Here is a 17,133-nt window from a genome sequence, read left to right on the forward strand (position 1 = left end):
TGTCCTCTACACCCGTTCCGGTCGGCGAGCCGGCTCCGGCTTCGAACTCGGTCGACGAGCGTCGCGTCGCCGCTGCAAGGGTGGCGGTATGCCGCGCCCCGACCGCCGCCCGTTCCCGTTCCCGTTCCGGTTCCCGTTCGTCCCCAACCTCGAGCGTCTCGGCCGGGTCTCCGTCGACGCCTGGCGCGATGCGCTCGCCGTGCTCTCGCCGGTGTCCTGCTCGGGCTGTGGCAGACCCGATCGCAGTGTCTGCGCCGAGTGCCTCGCACTGCTCGTGCCGGAGCCACGTCGCGTCCAGCGCCGGGCGCTCGCCGCCTGGGCCGCTCTCGAGTACGCCGGTCCGGTCGCCGCCGTCATCGGCGGCTTCAAAGACGGCGGGCGAACGGATGCCGCGGCACCCCTCGCCCGGGCGCTCCGCGGCGCCATCGCGGCGGCGATCGCCGAGGCATCCGTCACGGGGCCCCTCGAGGTCTGCACGATCCCGTCGACGGCCGCTGCGTCCCGAGCGCGTGGATACTCGCCGGTCGACGTTCTCCTCGGGCGCTGCGGCATCCGCTCGTCCCGCGTGCTCCGGCTCGCACGCGACCGCGCCGACCAAGCCGGCCTCGGCGCGGAAGCGCGGCGTGCCAACGCCGCCGGCGGCCTCGTCGCCGAACGAGACCTCGCCGGACGGCGCTTCCTGCTCGTCGACGACGTGCTGACGACGGGCTCCACGCTCGCCGAGGCGAGCCGCGCGCTCACCGCCGCAGGGGCCGACACGGCCGCCATCGCCGTGCTCGCCGAGACACCGCTGCGGTATTCACCGGCCTCAGCGTGTTCACGGGAAAGACTCCGTGACTTTGCCGGACAAGGGGGCTACGGTGGCAGGACAGGCGTGGTCGATCCACCCTTCAGACCCGGGTGACACGCCGGTAGATGGAGGTCGTCATGGAACTGAACATCGTCGGACGAAACCTGGGAATCACTGATCGGTTCCGCGCGTACGCGGCCGAGAAATCAGAGAAGGTCACGAACCTGACCGACCGGGCCATGTCTCTCGACGTGAAGCTCAGTCGCCACCATGAGACGAACGGAAATGCCGGTCCCGATCGGGTGGAACTCACGCTCGTCGGCAAGGGCCCGCTCGTCCGTGCTGAGGCGGATGGCTCCGACAAGTACGCGGCGTTCGACGTCGCGCTCGGCCGATTGCTCGAACGCATCCGCCGCGCGAAAGATCGCCGCAAGGTCCATCGGGGCAGCAAGCGCCGGCCCACCTCCCTTCGTGAGGCGACCGAGCTCGGGTTCTCCGAGGTCGGCGTGCAGGCGGCGCCCTCCGAGGTGCTCGAGCGGGTTCGCACGGGGAGCATCCCCGTCGTCACCGACGCCGACGCCGAGGCCGCGGCGAACGACGAAGACGACGTGTACTGCCCGGTCGTCATCCGCCGCAAGGTCTTCGCGTCCACCCCGATGACCGTCGACGATGCGCTCTATTACATGGAGCTCGTCGGACACGACTTCTACCTCTTCGTCGATGCCGAGAGCGGCCGGCCGAGCGTCGTCTACCGCCGCAAGGGCTGGGACTACGGTCTCATCGGCCTTGACGACCGCGCCGACGAGGCGCCCGCCGAATCGCGAGAACCACTGCAGCACGCCGCCGTCTGAGTTCTGACGCCGAGCCCGTCGGGGCAACTGCCTCGACGGGCTCGGAGCGCCCGGTTCGTTCCCCGCTAGCATGGCTATGATGGCCGTTCGTACGGCGACATCGAGCGTGCCCGGGGTTCGACCCGAAGTACCCGGCGCCCGACGACTACAGGAGAACATTCGTGGCTTCGATTCTGGAAAAGGTCCTCCGCGTCGGCGAGGGCCGCACCCTCAAGCGGCTGGAGAACTACGCAGCGGCGATCAACGCGCTCGAGGACGGGTTCCACGCGCTCTCCGACGAGGAGCTGAAGCACGAGACCGTCGAGCTGCGCGAGCGGTACTCCAACGGCGAGTCGCTCGACGACCTGCTGCCCGAGGCGTTCGCCGCCGTGCGCGAGGCGAGCCGGCGCACGCTCGGCCTCCGCCACTTCGATGTGCAGCTCATGGGCGGCGCCGCCCTCCACCTCGGCAACATCGCCGAGATGAAGACCGGCGAGGGCAAGACCCTCGTCGCCACCACGGCCGCGTATCTCAACGCCCTCACGAGCCGCGGCGTGCACATCGTCACGGTCAACGACTTCCTCGCGAGCTACCAGTCAGAGCTCATGGGCCGCGTCTTCCGAGCGCTCGGCATGACCACCGGATGCATCGTCGCCGGCCAGACTCCCTCGGTGCGCCGCGACCAGTACGCCGCCGACATCACCTACGGCACGAACAACGAGTTCGGCTTCGACTACTTGCGCGACAACATGGCGTGGCAGGCCAGCGACATGGTGCAGCGCGGTCACTTCTTCGCAATCGTCGACGAGGTCGACTCGATCCTCATCGACGAGGCGCGCACGCCGCTCATCATCTCGGGCCCGGCGTCAGGAGAGGCCAACCGGTGGTTCACCGAGTTCGCCCGTCTCGCCAACCGTCTCGTCCCCGGCGAGGACTTCGAGGTCGACGAGAAGAAGCGCACCGTCGGCGTGCTCGAGCCCGGCATCGAGAAGGTCGAAGACTACCTGGGCATCGACAACCTCTACGAGTCGGCGAACACGCCGCTCATCTCCTTCCTCAACAACTCGATCAAGGCCAACGCCCTGTTCAAGCGCGACAAGGACTACGTCGTGATGAACGGCGAGGTGCTCATCGTCGACGAGCACACCGGCCGCATCCTCGTCGGACGCCGCTACAACGAGGGCATCCACCAGGCGATCGAGGCGAAGGAAGGGGTGCAGGTCAAGGCCGAGAACCAGACCCTCGCCACCGTGACACTGCAGAACTACTTCCGCCTCTACTCGAAGCTCTCGGGCATGACCGGCACCGCCGAGACCGAAGCAGCCGAGTTCATGTCGACCTACAAGCTCGGCGTCGTGCCCATTCCCACGAACAAGCCGATGGTGCGCATCGACCAGCCCGACCTCGTCTACAAGAACGAGGAGGCCAAGTTCGCGCAGGTCGTCGAAGACATCGTCGCGCGTCACAAGAGCGGCCAGCCCGTGCTCGTCGGCACGACGAGCGTCGAGAAGAGCGAATACCTCTCGCGGCTGCTCGCGAAGAAGGGCGTGCGCCACGAAGTACTGAACGCCAAGAACCACGCCCGAGAGGCGGCGATCGTCGCTCAAGCCGGTCGCTACGGCTCCGTCACGGTCGCCACCAACATGGCCGGCCGCGGCACCGACGTCATGCTGGGCGGCAACGCGGAGTTCATCGCCGTGCAGCAGATGCACGAGAAGGGCCTCTCGCCGATCGACACGCCCGACGAGTACGAAGCGGCGTGGGACGACGTCTTCAACGCCGTGAAGGCCCAGGTCGCCGTCGAGGCCGAGAAGGTGCTCGCGGCCGGCGGCCTCTACGTGCTCGGAACCGAACGTCACGAGTCCCGCCGCATCGACAACCAGCTCCGCGGCCGATCGGGCCGTCAGGGCGACCCCGGCGAGAGCCGGTTCTACCTCTCGCTGACCGACGATCTCATGCGCCTGTTCAACGCCGGGGCGGCCGAGAGCCTGATGTCCCGCGGCGTCCCCGACGACGTCGCGATCGAGTCGAAGGTCGTCAGCCGCGCCATCCGCTCGGCGCAGTCGCAGGTCGAGGCGCGCAACGCCGAGATCCGCAAGAACGTGCTCAAGTACGACGACGTGCTGAACCGCCAGCGCGAGGCGATCTACAGCGACCGTCGTCACATCCTCGAGGGCGACGACCTCCACGAGCGCACGCAGCAGTTCCTCGAAGACGTGATCGACGAGGTCCTCGAGGTGCACACGGCCGAGGGCAATCCCGACGAGTGGGACTTCGACGCACTGTGGACCGAGCTGAAGACGCTCTATCCGATCGGCATCACGATCGACGAGGTCGTCGCCGAGGCGGGAGAGAAGGGTCGCGTCAACCGCGACTTCGTCCGCCGCGAGATCCTCTCCGATGCGAAGCTCGCCTACCGTCGCCGCGAGGAGCAGCTCGGCAGCCCCGCGATGCGCGAACTCGAACGACGAGTCGTGCTCTCGGTGATCGACCGCCGCTGGCGCGACCACCTCTACGAGATGGATTACCTCAAGGACGGCATCGGCCTGCGAGCCATGGCACAGCGCGATCCGCTGGTCGAATACCAGCGCGAGGGATTCGCGATGTTCCAGCAGATGATGGGCTCGATCCGCGAGGAGACGGTCGGCTTCCTCTTCAACCTCGAGGTCGAGGTGGCGCCGCAGGCCGGCGTCGGCCCGACCATCCAGGCGAAGGGGCTGGGTCGCCAGGATCCGGCCGGCGAGAAGCTCAGCTACTCGGCCCCGAGTGACGCCGGCGGCGTCGAGGTGCGCAACCAGCGTGGGCAGGTGCAGCAGGCGGCGACGCAGCGTGCGCGCCGGGCGGTCGCCGAGGCGCAGGCTCCCGAAGCGGAGCCCACTCGTGGCGCATTCGGCCAGCGCACCGGTGGTGCCGAGGTCGAGCCGCAGAACCGCGCAGAGCGCCGGGCCCAAGACCGCAAGGGTCGCTGATCTCGGCTCGGGCGCCGTGGTTCGGATCGCGGCGCCCGAACGGTCACCCGGTGTGTAGTGAGTGAATCATGCGCCGGGTGGGAACCGCGGGGGTGATCGGGCTCAGAGCACCCCGATGGCGCTCGCGCGCCAGCGCTGGTCGAAGCCCTCGAGGCGGATGGCGACAGCGCGCGATCGCGCGCGCTGGTGCACCATCACGACAGCCTCGACGACCCCGTCGGCCGGCTCGCTGATCGTGACCCGGCCGAGCGAGAAGATCGGCCGCTGCGGGCTCTGACCTTTCACTCGGCGTGCGCGGGCGGCGAGGACGACCCGCTTCGACAGACCCCGATAGACGTCGTCGTTGACCCAACGAGCGAGCTGCTCGAGGTCACGAGCGCCGGCGAGGGCCTCGATCACGCAATGCGTGAGGTTGCGCAGGAGTGGTTCGGGATCGGGAAGCTCGTTGCGCTTGGCGGGCTGGCGCCCGAAGTACTCGTCGTCATCGTCGAGGAAACGCGCGGCGGGCGTGCGGACCACGGCCGGGCTCACGGCGAGGGCTTCGCGTGCGGTCATCATTGCTCCAGTGGGGAAGGGCTCGCCGATCGACGATGAGGCGGCAGGACCCCCAAGTGGGGGGCACCGGGGATCCTTGAGTGAACCGTATTCACGGGCCGACGGCCTGTCAAGCGATTTCCCCGCCTGTGGAAAACCTCCGGGGACATGCACCCGGCACGGGTAGCGTCGGTGCATGCGGTGGGACCTCCTCTTCGGCGACCTCGAAGCGCAGCTCGACCAGGAGCAGCGCGATGAGGAGCGTGCGCTCGCCGTCGAGGAGGAGCGCCTGCGCCTTGGGCGCGTGACCCTGCGCGACCGGCTCACGGCGATGATGCGCGCCGACGCGAGCGGGACGAGCACCGTGCGCGTCGAGCTGATCGGCGGGCGCGGCGTCGCGCTCCGGCCGCTCGCATTCGGTCGCGACTGGATGAGCGCCGAGCTGGCCGATGCCGGCCGGAGCGGCAGGCAGAGCATCGTGCCGATTGCGGCGATCGCCGCGGTGCTCCCGTTGCGTTCGCAGCTCGATCCGAGCCTCGAGCCGGTACCCGAGTCATCCGCCAGGCTCGCCGAGCGCATCGGGCTGCCGTTCGTGCTGCGCGACCTCTGCCGCCGGCGTGCGCCGGTGCGCATCACCACGCTCGACGGCGTCGCGCACGGGACCATCGACCGGGTAGCCCGTGATCACCTCGACCTGGCGTTGCACGAGCCCGGCTCACCGCGCCGCGAGCGCGAGGTGCAGGGTTACCGCATCATCCCGCTCCCGCGAGTGCTGCTCGTCGAGTTCCGCTGACGGCGGGGCGCACCGGATGCCGCGGGCCGCGTGCTCAGTCGACCGGACGGATGCGCCCGTGACGTGCGCTCGCGAGCTCGGTGATGTTGGAGAACTCGCCCCCTTGCCACGCCGAGTGACGCCGCGCGTCTTCGTATTGCAGCTCGATCCAGACCTCGAGTTGCACGCGCTCGATTCGCCACGGCCCCGAGCTCCCGACTCGGATCGCCGGCAGTTCGCCCGAGCGGATGAGTCCGTCGACCGTCGCCACGTCGACAGCGAGGATCTCGGCCGCGTCGGCGAGCGTGAGGAATCGGCCGATCTCTTCGCCCGAGCCTGGAGAGGTCATCTCTTGATTATCGACCTGCCGCCGGTCCCGCGCGCCGGGTGTGGATAACTTCGCTGGCTTCTCCCGGGTTCGGGTTTGATGGGTTCCGGCGCGATCGCGCCCTGACGAGAGGACACCCGTGATGGCACGCCGACCGGCACGCGGCGACCGCGGCGCGATGCGGCTCGACCCCCGGCTGCTCATCGGCATGGCGCTCATCGCCGGCTCCACGCTGGGCGGCTGGGCGCTCGTCACGGGGCTCGACGACGCCACCGAGGTGTACGTCGCCCGCGAGACCGTGACGCCCGGAACGACCATCGAGGCGGGAGACCTCGCCATCGCCTCCGTCCGGCTCGGCGCCAGCACGGCCGGCTACCTCCAGCCGGGCGACCTCCCCGCCCGTGGTCTCGTCGTCACACGAACGGTCGAGGGCGGTGAGCTCGTGCCCGACTCTGCGGTCGACGAGGTCGATCGCACGGGGCTCGCCACCATCGTGGTCCCGAGCCGTGGCGCACTGCCCACGGGACTCGGGGCCGGTTCGCGCGTCGACGTCTGGACCGCGCGGCAGGTCGAGCGGGGCGGCTTCGAACCGCCTGCGGTGCTGGCTGCCGATGCGGAGGTCGCCGGCATCGTCGCGAGCGACGGCATGGTGGCATCCGAGAGCCTCTCGGTCGAACTCCTCGTTCCGCGAGAGAAGGTCGCAGCACTGCTCCAGGCCCTCGCAGCAGGCGACGCGATCGACCTCGTGCCCTCGCGCGCAGACGGGAACTGAGATGGCCAGGATCGCCCTCGCGCTCGATCCCGAGACCGAGGATCGGTTGCTCGCCGACGTCGTCGAACACGGCCACACCGTCGTCGCACGACTCATCGGCTGGCGCGACCTCATCGAGAGCCTCGACGTGCTCGCACCGGAGGTCGTCGTGGTCGGCGCAGGGCGCGGCACCCTGAGTGCAGAGCTGCTCTCGTCGTGCGACGACCGGGGCATTCGGCTCATCGCGCTTGCCGGCGGTGACGGCGAACGGGCGCATGCCACCCAGCTCGGGCTTCATGAAGTGCTCGACCGTTCCGCGGGCTGGGCAGAGATCGAGACCCTCGTGAGCGGGGGCGTGCCCCTGCCGTCGCGAGTCGGCGAGTTCGAGGCTCGCGCCGCGCGCACTGACGCGGTCATCGCGGTGTGGGGCCCTGCCGGTGCGCCGGGGCGCACGACGCTCGCGATCAACGTCGCGGCCGAGATCGCGGCGGCAGGCCACACCGTCGCGCTGGTCGACGCCGACCCGTACGGCGGTGCGGTGGCACCCTCACTCGGCCTCCTCGACGAAGCGCCCGGCTTCGCCTCGGCATGCCGGCTCGCCGGCGCCGACGCACTCGACCGTGCCGAGCTCGAACGCGTGGTGCAACGCTATTCGGCGCCGAGGGCGTCGTTCGACGTGTTCAGCGGCCTCGTCGGGCCGAGCCGGTGGCCGGAGCTCTCACGAGACCGCGTCGCTGCCGCGCTTGCGGCGATCCGCGGCTGGGTCGAGTACGTCGTCATCGACACCGGATTCAGCCTCGAGCACGACGAGGAGATCACGAGCGACCAGTTCGCGCCGCGGCGCAACGCCGCGACCTTCGCCTGCCTCGCGGCAGCCGACCGGGTGGTGGCGGTCGGGCTCGCCGACCCTGTCGGGCTCTCGAGGCTGCTCCGAGGGCACGGCGAGCTCGCCGACCTGATCGAGCCCGAGCGCATCGACGTGGTCGTCAACCGTGTGCGTACGAGCGCGCTCGGCATCGATGCACACGGCCAGGTACGCCAGACGCTGCGGCGCTTCGCGGGCCTCGCCGACGCGACGCTGCTCCCGCACGACGGCAAGGCGGCCGATGCCGCGATCCTCACCGCCCGAACGCTGCGCGACGCGGCGCCACGCTCACCCCTGCGCGCTGCCGTTCGCGACTACGTGCACGAGTCCCTGATTCCGGTTCCCGAAGCGGTCGCCCGCCGCAGCCTCGCCTTCCCGACCCTTCGACGGGCCGCCGCGAGCTGAGCCACCGCCGCACACTACGCTGGTTCTGTGTCGACCCTCAGTGATCTCGTCCTCGCCCAGGGCCGCAGCAGTCAGGCCGATGTCGACTGGCTGCACATGCTCGTCGGCGACCTGCAGCTGCTCGCCGACCTCGCGTTCGCCGACATCGTGCTGTGGGTGCCATCAGGTGACGACGGCTTCGTCGCCGTGGCCCATGCGCGACCATCGAGCGCGGCAACGCTGTTCTACCGCGACTTCGTCGGCCAGCAGATCAAGCCGCAGTGGCGCGACCTCGTCACGCAGGCATTCTCGAGCGCCCGCATCGTCGACTCCTCGGCACCCGATTGGTACGAGGAGATGCCCACGCGCGTTCGCGCCGTGCCGGTGATGCGACGCCTCAGCTCGACGGGCACCCAACTCGCTCCCGAGCCCGTCGCCGTCATCACGAGGCACACGAACCTCGGGGCACAGCGCACCCCCAGCCGGCAGGAGCTCACGTTCAACGAGTGCTCCGACGAGCTCTTCCAGATGATCGCCTCCGGCGACTTTCCCGATCTCGGCGCCCCGACCGGCCCGCGCCGCGGCGCCCCCCGCGCATCCGACGGGCTGATCCGCCTCGATGTCGACGGCACAACGACGTTCGCGAGCCCGAACGCGCTCTCCGCCTTCAACCGCATGGGCTTCGACGATGAGCTCGAGGGTGAATCGCTCGCCGAGGTCACCACGCGCCTCCTGAGCGGCAAGCTCGTCGTCGACGAGTCGCTGCCCCTCGTCGTCACCGGTCGAGCCCCGTGGCGCACCGACGTCGAGTCGCGCGGCGTCACGGTCTCGCTCCGCGCGATCCCGATCCGGCATCGGGGCGAGCGCATCGGCGCGATCGTGCTGAGCCGCGACGTCACCGAGCTGCGTCACCAGGAGCAGGAGCTCATCACCAAAGACGCAACCATCCGCGAGATCCACCACCGGGTGAAGAACAACCTGCAGACGGTCGCGTCACTGCTCCGCATCCAGGCGCGGCGCACGCACTCCGACGAGGCACGCGACGCCCTCACGCAGGCGATGCGGCGGGTCGGTGCGATCGCGGTCGTGCACGACACGCTCTCCGAAGGACTCACGCAGAACGTCGACTTCGACGCGGTCTTCGATCGGGCGCTGCTGCTCGTGGCCGAAGTGGCGTCGGCGCACAACACCACCGCGCACCCGAAGCGTTCAGGCTCATTCGGCGTGCTCCCGAGCGAGTATGCGACGCCGCTCGCCCTCGCCCTCACCGAACTCGTGACCAACGCCGTCGAGCACGGCCTCGCCGGTCAGGAGGGCGATGTCGAGATCACCGCCGACCGCAGCGCGACCGCGCTCACGGTGCAGGTACGCGACACGGGCTCGGGTTTGCCCGAGGGCAAGGTCGGCGAGGGTCTCGGCACGCAGATCGTCCGCACCCTCATCCAGGGCGAACTCGGCGGAACCATCGACTGGCACACCGTGGTCGGGCGCGGCACCGAAGTGACGATCGACGTGCCGCTGCGGTGGATCACGCCGGCTTAGGCGGAGCCGATGCCGCGAGGCATCCGGTGCGTCGTGAGAGTCGGCTCTATGAGGCGCGACGTGCGCGGGCTGCGCGGCGCTTGAGGGCGCGGCGCTCGTCTTCGCTGAGGCCACCCCACACGCCGGAGTCCTGACCGGTCTCGAGGGCGTACTGGAGGCAGATCTCCGTGACCGTGCAACGACCGCAGACGGCCTTCGCCTTCTCGATCTGGTCGACGGCGGGGCCGGTGTTGCCGACCGGGAAGAAGAGTTCCGGGTCTGCGGTGAGGCAGGCGGCCTTGTCGCGCCAATCCATGGAGATGCTCCTTGCGGGGTGTTCTTCGATCGCAGACGCGCACGATTGCGCTTGCCGAATCCGGCTGCTGCAGGGGGAAAGCCGAATCTCGGGAAGTAGGATCAGTGACTGATCGGCTCACGTCCCTGTGAGCATCAACTCGGCCTCATAAATGGTCGCATAGCGGAGAGATCGAATCAATAGCCGTGCATGGGATAACGCTGTGAATCACCGCGACATCGAGGGCCCCGGCGCGGTCGCGGGCGACGCGTCCGGCGGCCGTCACGACGGAGGGGTTCGAGCAGCCCTCGCCACCGTCAGCATCGTGCTCGTGCTCGAGGCGCTCGCGGTCACCGGAGTCGCCATCTGGCTGATCGTCGACCTGTTCTCGCTGCAGCCGTCGTCGTATGCCACCGCGATCGCACTCATCGTGATCGTGATGATCGGGGCGATCTGGATCGGCGCGACGGCGGTTGCGTCGTTCGCCCGGGCGCCGTGGTCCCGTGCCGCCGCGATCGTCTGGCAGGTGCTGCAGTTGTCGGTGGCGGTCGGTGCGTTCCAGGGCCTCTTCGCCCGCCCCGACCTTGGATGGGCGCTCCTCGTGCCGGCGATCACGGTCATCGGCCTGCTCCTCTGGACGCCCGTGCGCATCGCCTACGCGCGCCCCGAGGATCGCGCGCAGCCCGAACGCACCTGAGGCCGCCCGACGGCGCTGGCGCCGTGGATCAGCACGGCGCGAGCGCCTGCCGGACTCAGGCGTCGAGGCCGAGATCGCGGCGTACGCGCGCGACGTGGCCGGTCGCCTTGACGTTGTAGAACGCCCGCTCGATGCGGCCGTCTTCGCCGATGACGAAGGTGGACCGGATCGAGCCGACGATGATGCGCCCGTAGAGCGACTTCTCGCCCCAAACGCCGTAGGCGTGCTGCACGTCGAGGTCGGGGTCGGCGAGGAGGGTGAAGTTCAGCCGGTCGCGCTCGGCGAAGCGCTTGAGCTTCCCCACGTCGTCTTTCGAGACGCCGAGCACCCGGATGCCGGCGCTTCGGAACGAGTTCAGGTTGTCGCGGAAGTCGCACGCCTCGGTCGTGCATCCCGGCGTCATCGCCTCGGGATAGAAGTAGAGCACGACCTTCGTGCCGCGCAGCGAGGAGAGGGTCACCGGAGTGCCGTCCTGGTCGTCGAGGGTGAAGTCGGGGGCGAGGTCCCCGGGGGCCAATCGTGCGTCGGTCATGCTCCCATGCTAGGCAGCGAGGCTGGCAGCTCGCTCCGCGGGCCGGGGCGGTGCTCGTCGCTCAGGCGGCCGCGGCGAACGTGCTGAGCAGCCGTTGCAGTGAATCGAGCCTGGCACGACCCGTCTCACCCAGCTCACCGGCCTCGACCGCCTCCATCATCGCGCAGTCGGGTGCGTCGGGCAGGTGCGTGCACCCGCGCGGGCAGCGCTCGGCGATGCGCGCGAGGTCGGTGAAGGCGCCGAGGATGTTCTCCGGCTTCACGTGGCCGAGACCGAAGGAGCGCACACCTGGCGTGTCGATGACCCAGCCGGTGCCCGTCGCATCCTCCACGCGAAGCGAGATCGTCGACGAGGAGGTGTGCCGGCCACGACCGGTGACCTCGTTGACTCGTCCGATCGCGCGATGTGCGCTCGGGACCAGCGCGTTCACGAGGGTCGACTTGCCCACACCGGAATGGCCGACGAAGACGGTGCGATGCCCGATCAGGGCGGCGGTGATCTCCTCGAGCGGCATGCGGTCGGTGCTCGAGCGGATGACCGGCAACTCGAGCCCCGCGAAGTTCTCGAGGAACTCCGATGGATCGGCGAGGTCGGTCTTGGTGAGGCAGAGGATCGGGCGGATGCCGGCATCGAACGCCGCGACGAGGTAGCGGTCGACGAGGCGGATGCGCGGTTCGGGGTTCGCCGCCGCGACGACGATGAGCATCTGGTCGGCGTTGGCCACGATGATGCGCTCGACCTCGTCGGTGTCGTCTGCGCTTCGGCGAAGGAGCGTCGAGCGCTCGCCGATGCGCACGATGCGCGCGAGGCTGCCGGGGTCACCGCTCGTGTCGCCGACGAGGTCGACGTGGTCGCCGGTGACGACCGACTTGCGGCGCAGCTCGCTTGCTCGCGCCGCGGTGATCGCCCGCTCGTCGGGAGTGCCCTCGTCGAGGAGCACCGCATAGCGTCCGCGATCGACGCCGAGCACGACCCCGGTGATGGCGTCGGCGTGATCGGGGCGCGTCTTGGTGCGCGGGCGACTTCCGCGGCGACTGGGCCGCACCCGCACCGCGGACTCGTCGAACTCGGACTCGTCGTCTTCGTCGTCGTCGGTGCTCCACCAGGTCATGCGAGCATCCGCTCCCAGAGCTCCGTGAACTGCGGCAGGGTCTTGGCGGTCGAGGCGATGTCGTCGACGACCACGCCGGGCACGGCGAGGCCGACGATGGCACCACTCGTGGCCATGCGGTGGTCGGCGTGCGCACGCCACGGCCCCGCCGACAGCGGCGACGGCTCGATGCGCAATCCGTCGTCGAGCTCGGTCACCTTGCCCCCGAGGCCGTTGAGCTCGGCGGCGAGCGCGGCGAGCCGGTCGGTCTCGTGATGGCGGATGTGCCCGATGCCGCTGATCGTGCTCGGGGCGTCGGCCAGGGCGGCCAGGGCCACCAGGTTGGGTGCGAGCTCACCGGCCTCCGAGAGGTCGAGGTCGACGCCGCGGATGCCGCGGCCGCCGTCGGCGGTTCGCTCGGGTGCGTGCACCGTGAGGCGATCGGCGTCGCGCTCGACGCGCGCGCCGAAGCGGGGCAGCAGCTCGATGAGCTGGGCGCCGACCTGCGTGGTCTGTTCGGGCCATCCCGTGATGGTCACGGAGCCGCCCGCGACGAGTGCGGCGACGAGGAACGGCGCCGCGTTGGAGAGGTCTGGCTCGATGGCGACGTCGATCGCGCGGATCGGGCCGGGGGAGACCTGCCAGCGACCGGGTTCGGGGCTGCGCACCTCGACACCTCGCGCGCGGAGCGTCTCGATGGTCATCTCGATGTGCGGCAGGCTCGGGAGACGCTCGCCTGTGTGCGTGAGGTCGAGGCCGCGCTCGAACCGCGCCGCCGACAGGAGCAGGCCGGAGACGAACTGGCTCGACGCCGACGCGTCGATCTCGATGGACCCGCCCTCGACCGCGCCGGTGCCGTGCACCGTGAACGGGAGGGTGCCCCGGCGGTCGTCATCGAGGTCGACACCGAGTGCGCGGAGGGCCTGGATGACGGCGGCCATCGGACGACGGCGCGCGGCCTCGTCGCCGTCGAACGTGGTGGGGCCGAGTGCGAGCGCCGCCACAGCCGGGAGGAAGCGCATGACCGTGCCGGCAAGGCCGCAGTCGATGGTCGTCGAGCCCAGGAGCTCGGTCGCGGGCGTGACCCTGAGGTCGGCACCGAAGCCGCCGGTGCCCGGCAGCGGATCGAAGCCGGTGCCGAGGGCGCGGAGCCCGTCGATCATGAGCTCGCTGTCGCGCGACCAGAGCGGGGCACGGAGCGTCGACCGGTCATCGGCGAGCGCGGCGAGCACGAGCTCGCGATTCGTGAGCGATTTCGAGCCCGGCAGCGCGAGCACGGCATCGAGCGGGGCCACGGCGACGGGCGCCCGCCATCCGTCGTCGGGCTCGGTCTGCCTGGCCTCGCCGTACGGATCGAACTCTGGTGCGGAATACCTCGAAATCTGCATCGGTTATCAACAGTAGCGTCAGGGGACGCAGAAGGAGATGGTGCGCGTGTCGCTTGCAGTGATCGAACGCCCGACGGTCGTCACGGTTGACGATCTAGGATGGCCGGTGATGACTCCCGACGAGACCGACACCACGCCGACCGACCCCGGTTCGCCCGACGCGGGCCGACCGCTCGGCGAGCTCTTCGAAGAACAGGCACTGCCGTTCATCGACCAGCTCTACGCGGCGGCGCTGCGCATGACCAAGAACCCCGCCGACGCGCAAGACCTCGTGCAGGAGACGTTCGTCAAGGCCTTCGCCGCGTTCGCGCAGTTCAGGCAAGGCACGAACCTCAAGGCCTGGCTGTACCGGATCCTCACCAACACCTTCATCAACAGCTACCGCAAGAAGCAGCGCGAGCCGTACCAGGGCACGATCGACGACCTCGAGGACTGGCAGCTCGGCGGTGCCGAGTCGACGACTGCGAGGGCGAGCCGCTCGGCCGAGGCCGAGGCCATCGACCACCTGCCAGACAGTGCCGTGAAGGACGCCCTGCAGGCGCTTCCCGAGGACTTCCGCCTCGCCGTGTACTTCGCCGACGTCGAGGGGTTCTCCTACCAGGAGATCGCCGACATGATGAACACCCCCATCGGGACCGTGATGAGTCGCCTGCACCGTGGCAGGCGGCTGCTCCGCGAGTCCCTGGCCGACTATGCCCGCGAACAGGGATTCGCGGCGGGCGAGCCGGCGCCCCAACCCACCAGGAGTAAGCGATGACCGACTGCGGTTGCGAGAAGGCGCGAGCCGAACTCGAAGAGTACCTGCATCACGAACTGCGCCGCGAGGACGCGGCCGACATCCGTGAGCACATCGAACACTGCGCCGACTGCCAGGCGGAGCTCCGCGTGGGCGTGGCGATCACCGAGGTCGTGCAGCGGGCCTGTCGCGAGAGCGCGCCCGAAGAGCTGCGGCTCGTGGTGCTCGCGCGCATCCGCGACTTCCAGTCGGGTCACAGCGTTCTCGTCGACTGACGAGCGGGTCGACCCGAGGCGCCGGACTCACCCAGGCGGTGGCGTCGCCGGGTGCCTCCGTCGGCGTACCGTCGTAGGTGATGCCTGCCCAACTCGATCCTGAGACTCGCACCACCGACGCTCGCTACTCGTCCGGGGTGCCCGCATGGCTTCGCGTGCTGATCCCCGTCGTGCTGATCCTCGTCTGGTTCGGGGCGTTCGGCGCCGGCGGCATCGCGTTCGGCTCGCTCACCGAGGTGTCGACGAACGACCAGGCGCAGTTCCTCCCGGCCTCTGCCGAGGCGACCGAGGTCAGCGAACTGCAGCAGGACTTCCGCGACGCCGACGTGGTTCCCGCGATCGTCGTCGTCTCCGGCGACGAGATGCTGGACGACGACGATCTCGAGGCGATCGACGGCCTCCGTACCGACCTTCTCGCGGTCGAGGGGATCCGGGCCGATGAGGCGTCGCCCGTGCTCGTGTCCGAGGACGGCCGGGCGGCGCAGGTCATCATCCCGGTCGACAGCGGCGACGATGCCGAGGGGCCGTCGGTCACGGTGGCCGAACTCCGCGAGGTCATCGACGCGACCACGATCGCGGGCACCACGATCGCCGTCACGGGGCCCGCCGGGTTCACCGCTGACCTGGCCGCCGCGTTCAGCGGCATCGACGGGCTTCTGCTCGCGGTCGCGCTCGCCGCGGTGTTCGTCATTCTCATCGTCGTCTACCGGTCGCCCCTGCTCCCGGTCATCGTGCTGTTCACGAGTCTCACGGCGCTCTGCGCGGCCGTCTTCACGGTCGTCTCACTGGCGCGCGCCGACGTGCTGCTCCTGTCGGGCCAGACCCAGGGCATCCTGTTCATCCTCGTCATCGGTGCCACGACCGATTATGCGTTGCTCTACATCGCCCGATACCGCGAGACTCTGGCGATCCATGAGCGGAAATGGGATGCCACGTGGGCGGCGCTCCGGAGTTCGTGGGAGCCGATCGTCGCCTCGGGTGGCACGGTCGTCGTGGGCCTGCTCATCCTGCTGGCGAGTGAGCTCACCTCGAACAAGATCCTCGGCCCGGTCGCGGCGATCGGCATCGTCTTCGCGGTCCTCGCGGCGCTCACGCTCCTGCCGGCGCTCCTGCTCTGGGCCGGCCGCGCCGCGTTCTGGCCGCGACGCGTCGCGCACGCGGGCGAGGTGGAGCATCACGCACGGCATGCGACCGGCGTGCAGGACGCATCCGCTCCCGATGAGGCCGACCTGCCCGATCGCGGAATCTGGGCGAGCATCGGCCGCCTCGTGTCGCACCGGCCGCGCTCCGTCTGGATCATCTCGGCAGTGGTCCTGGGCGTGATGTCGCTGGGACTCGCGCAGCTCGACGCCGATGGGGTCCCTTCGAGCGAGTTCGTGCTCGGCGAATCCCAGGCGCGCGAGGGTCAGGAACTCCTCGGCGAGCACTTCCCGGCCGGCTCTGGAACCCCCGCGGTGATCATCGGACCAGCGGGCGACCTGCAGGAGATGGCCGACGTCGCGCTCGCGGCATCCGGCGTGTCCTCGGTGTCGGTGTCGGTGCCGGCCGCGGACTCGCCATCGGGATCGGCACCCGTCACCGGCGACGGAATCGAGGCGCTCGGCCCACCGGGGACACCGGCCCCGGAGCCCACCGTCGTCGACGGCGGGGTGCTGCTGCAGGTCACCCTGTCGGACGCGTCGGATTCCGGCGAGGCCGAGGCGACCATCGCCTCGCTTCGCGACGACCTCGACGAGATCGACACCGACGTGCTCGTCGGCGGGCCGACGGCCGTCGCCCTCGACACGAACTCGGCGGCGATCGCCGATCGTACGCTCGTGATCCCGCTCGTGCTCGCCGCAATCCTCGTGATCCTGATGCTGCTGCTGCGCTCGATCGTCGCGCCGCTCATCCTGATCGGTAGCGTCGTGCTCTCCTTCGCGGCCGCGCTCGGCGTCTCGGCGCTGGTCTTCGAGCACGTGTTCCACTTTCCGGGGGCAGACCCGTCGGTGCCCCTCTTCGGCTTCGTGTTCCTCGTCGCGCTCGGCGTGGACTACAACATCTTCCTGATGACCAGGGTGCGCGAGGAGTCGCAGCGGTTCGGCACACGACGAGGCATCGTGCGGGGCCTCCGACTCACCGGCGGAGTCATCACCTCCGCGGGCCTCGTCCTCGCGGCGACGTTCGCGGCGCTCGGGGTGCTGCCGATCCTCTTCCTCGCACAGATCTCGTTCATCGTCGCGTTCGGCGTGCTGCTCGACACGTTCCTCGTGCGCACGCTGCTCGTGCCGGCGCTGGCCTACGACGTGGGCCGCGGCATCTGGTGGCCCGGCGCGCTGGCGCGCGGGGAACGCTGACACCCGGCCGCAGACGACGAAGCGAGCGGATGCCCCGGGG

General features: G+C 69.8%; 17 protein-coding genes. 11 read left to right on the forward strand and 6 right to left on the reverse strand.

Annotated features, from left to right (window positions below; all coding sequences use genetic code 11):
* The first annotated feature begins 88 nt into the window (after positions 1–88).
* The 3 genes from QFZ26_RS15140 (at position 89) to secA (ending at position 4,589) form a co-directional block, all read left to right on the forward strand.
* Positions 89–904 (forward strand): ComF family protein, encoded by an 816-nt coding sequence (locus QFZ26_RS15140; RefSeq protein WP_307043544.1) that lies wholly within the window; start codon positions 89–91, stop codon positions 902–904.
* 23 nt (positions 905–927) lie between these two features.
* Positions 928–1,641 (forward strand): ribosome hibernation-promoting factor, HPF/YfiA family, encoded by a 714-nt coding sequence (gene hpf / locus QFZ26_RS15145; RefSeq protein ID WP_307043546.1) that lies wholly within the window; start codon positions 928–930, stop codon positions 1,639–1,641.
* Between the two features lie 161 nt (positions 1,642–1,802).
* Entirely contained in the window at positions 1,803–4,589 is a 2,787-nt protein-coding gene (gene secA, locus QFZ26_RS15150; RefSeq protein ID WP_307043548.1) for a preprotein translocase subunit SecA, read from the forward strand.
* 102 nt (positions 4,590–4,691) lie between these two features.
* On the opposite strand, the gene QFZ26_RS15155 is transcribed toward secA, so the two are convergent.
* Entirely contained in the window at positions 4,692–5,147 is a 456-nt protein-coding gene (locus QFZ26_RS15155; RefSeq protein WP_307043550.1) for an Rv3235 family protein, read from the reverse strand.
* A gap of 172 nt (positions 5,148–5,319) precedes the next feature.
* Here QFZ26_RS15155 and QFZ26_RS15160 point away from each other — a divergent pair, with 172 nt between their 5' ends.
* Positions 5,320–5,916 carry a hypothetical protein gene (locus tag QFZ26_RS15160; protein ID WP_307043552.1) on the forward strand — a complete coding sequence of 199 codons (597 nt, stop codon included), beginning with the start codon at positions 5,320–5,322 and terminating at the stop codon, positions 5,914–5,916.
* Between the two features lie 34 nt (positions 5,917–5,950).
* Here the strand turns inward: QFZ26_RS15160 and QFZ26_RS15165 are convergent, their stop codons facing one another.
* Entirely contained in the window at positions 5,951–6,244 is a 294-nt protein-coding gene (locus QFZ26_RS15165) for a helix-turn-helix domain-containing protein (RefSeq protein ID WP_307043553.1), read from the reverse strand.
* Between the two features lie 121 nt (positions 6,245–6,365).
* On the opposite strand from QFZ26_RS15165, the gene QFZ26_RS15170 reads away from it, so the two are divergent.
* The 3 genes from QFZ26_RS15170 to QFZ26_RS15180 are packed head-to-tail and all read left to right on the forward strand — an operon-like array spanning position 6,366 to position 9,765.
* Positions 6,366–6,995: an SAF domain-containing protein gene (locus QFZ26_RS15170; protein WP_307043556.1), complete on the forward strand. Its 630-nt coding sequence runs from the start codon at positions 6,366–6,368 to the stop codon at positions 6,993–6,995.
* 1 nt (position 6,996) lies between these two features.
* Positions 6,997–8,244: an AAA family ATPase gene (locus QFZ26_RS15175; protein ID WP_307043557.1), complete on the forward strand. Its 1,248-nt coding sequence runs from the start codon at positions 6,997–6,999 to the stop codon at positions 8,242–8,244.
* Between the two features lie 27 nt (positions 8,245–8,271).
* The gene (locus tag QFZ26_RS15180; RefSeq protein ID WP_307043561.1) at positions 8,272–9,765 is read left to right on the forward strand and encodes a sensor histidine kinase; all 1,494 of its coding nucleotides are present in this window, start codon (positions 8,272–8,274) and stop codon (positions 9,763–9,765) included.
* A 46-nt stretch (positions 9,766–9,811) separates the two neighbouring features.
* Here the strand turns inward: QFZ26_RS15180 and QFZ26_RS15185 are convergent, their stop codons facing one another.
* Positions 9,812–10,060 (reverse strand): WhiB family transcriptional regulator, encoded by a 249-nt coding sequence (locus QFZ26_RS15185; protein ID WP_022881603.1) that lies wholly within the window; start codon positions 10,058–10,060, stop codon positions 9,812–9,814.
* A gap of 202 nt (positions 10,061–10,262) precedes the next feature.
* Here QFZ26_RS15185 and QFZ26_RS15190 point away from each other — a divergent pair, with 202 nt between their 5' ends.
* Positions 10,263–10,736, forward strand: a complete 474-nt coding sequence (locus QFZ26_RS15190; protein ID WP_307043564.1) for a hypothetical protein — start codon at positions 10,263–10,265, stop codon at positions 10,734–10,736.
* Between the two features lie 55 nt (positions 10,737–10,791).
* Here QFZ26_RS15190 and bcp read toward each other — a convergent pair whose 3' ends face one another.
* The 3 genes from bcp to aroA all read right to left on the reverse strand — a co-directional run bounded on the left by bcp (position 10,792) and on the right by aroA (position 13,746).
* On the reverse strand, positions 10,792–11,268 hold the full coding sequence (gene bcp, locus QFZ26_RS15195) for a thioredoxin-dependent thiol peroxidase (RefSeq protein ID WP_307043565.1): 477 nt from the start codon (positions 11,266–11,268) through the stop codon (positions 10,792–10,794).
* A 61-nt stretch (positions 11,269–11,329) separates the two neighbouring features.
* Positions 11,330–12,379, reverse strand: coding sequence for a ribosome small subunit-dependent GTPase A (rsgA, locus tag QFZ26_RS15200; RefSeq protein WP_307043567.1), 1,050 nt, complete (start codon positions 12,377–12,379; stop codon positions 11,330–11,332).
* Positions 12,376–13,746, reverse strand: coding sequence for a 3-phosphoshikimate 1-carboxyvinyltransferase (gene aroA / locus QFZ26_RS15205; RefSeq protein ID WP_307043569.1), 1,371 nt, complete (start codon positions 13,744–13,746; stop codon positions 12,376–12,378). Before aroA ends, rsgA begins: the two co-directional genes overlap by 4 nt.
* 37 nt (positions 13,747–13,783) lie before the next feature.
* On the opposite strand from aroA, the gene QFZ26_RS15210 reads away from it, so the two are divergent.
* From QFZ26_RS15210 to QFZ26_RS15220, 3 genes are all read left to right on the forward strand, one after another.
* Positions 13,784–14,503: a sigma-70 family RNA polymerase sigma factor gene (locus QFZ26_RS15210; RefSeq protein WP_373460727.1), complete on the forward strand. Its 720-nt coding sequence runs from the start codon at positions 13,784–13,786 to the stop codon at positions 14,501–14,503.
* A complete protein-coding gene (locus QFZ26_RS15215; RefSeq protein WP_307043573.1) occupies positions 14,500–14,757 on the forward strand; it encodes a zf-HC2 domain-containing protein in 258 nt (85 codons plus the stop codon). The genes QFZ26_RS15210 and QFZ26_RS15215 overlap by 4 nt, the downstream gene beginning before the upstream one ends.
* Before the next feature lie 80 nt (positions 14,758–14,837).
* A complete protein-coding gene (locus tag QFZ26_RS15220) occupies positions 14,838–17,093 on the forward strand; it encodes an MMPL family transporter (protein WP_307043575.1) in 2,256 nt (751 codons plus the stop codon).
* The last annotated feature ends 40 nt before the right edge of the window (positions 17,094–17,133 follow it).

It is taken from the genome of Agromyces ramosus (genome assembly GCF_030817175.1).
In the GTDB taxonomy this organism is placed as follows: domain Bacteria; phylum Actinomycetota; class Actinomycetes; order Actinomycetales; family Microbacteriaceae; genus Agromyces; species Agromyces ramosus_A.